This window comes from Oleiphilus sp. HI0067 (genome assembly GCF_001635735.1).
Map to the genome: position 1 here is coordinate 1 of NZ_LWFI01001696.1, position 830 is coordinate 830.

Annotated in this window: 1 protein-coding gene; it reads left to right on the plus strand. The window is 41.6% G+C overall.

Annotated elements, in window-relative coordinates:
* Positions 1-83 precede the first annotated feature (83 nt).
* On the plus strand, positions 84-830 hold a 747-nt coding region (locus A3739_RS27030; protein ID WP_231877162.1), incomplete at its 3' end, for a dynamin family protein.

The following is an 830-nucleotide window of genomic DNA, read 5'->3' on the forward strand; positions in this document are numbered from 1 at the left end:
CAAAAAAGCATCTTTCAATCAGCACTTTCTAAATCCTATCTATACTTAATTTATTGTGTATAGATAGGGCGATTGTGACCAAGATGGGTTCACCTCAAACATTAAGTCATTCTGTTCAGCGTGTTGATCAATTTTACGCTTGGAAACAAGGTTTACTTGAGCAGATTCAAACATACTGTTCGTGGCTTTCAGAAAACGGTGCTGCTTCAGAAGATGTTATTAAACGTCTAGCTCGTACTTGCTTGGAACTGCAAGAGGATGAGCTAACTTTGGCACTTGTAGGTGAATTTTCCCGTGGTAAAACGGAATTAATTAACGCGCTCCTTCATACAGAAAATTTCCAACGAATTCTTCCTTCTAAAGCGGGGCGTACAACAATGTGCCCCACAGAATTATTTTATGATCGCCAAGTTAAGCGTTCTTATTTGCGTTTATTGCCTATCGAGAGCCGTCGTCTGAATCTCACTATTACAGAAATGAAGCAAAAAACGGAGCTATGGGAATCATATAAATTAGATGAGCTATCACAAGATGACGCCAGTAAGATATTAGAACGCGTGGCTGAGGTTGTGTCAGTTAGTAAAGACGAAGCGCTTGCCTTGGGGTTTGAAGAATCAATGCAAGAGCAAGATCTTGAAAACCCCGAGAAGGTTATTATTCCTCGATGGCGTCATGCGCAGCTCAGTCTAAAGCATCCTTTGCTACAACAAGGTGTGCGTATTTTAGATACTCCGGGATTAAACGCGTTGGGTTCGGAGCCTGAGTTGACAGTGAGTATGATTCCAAATGCACAAGCGGTTGTGTTTTTGCTTTCAGCTGATGCTGGTGTA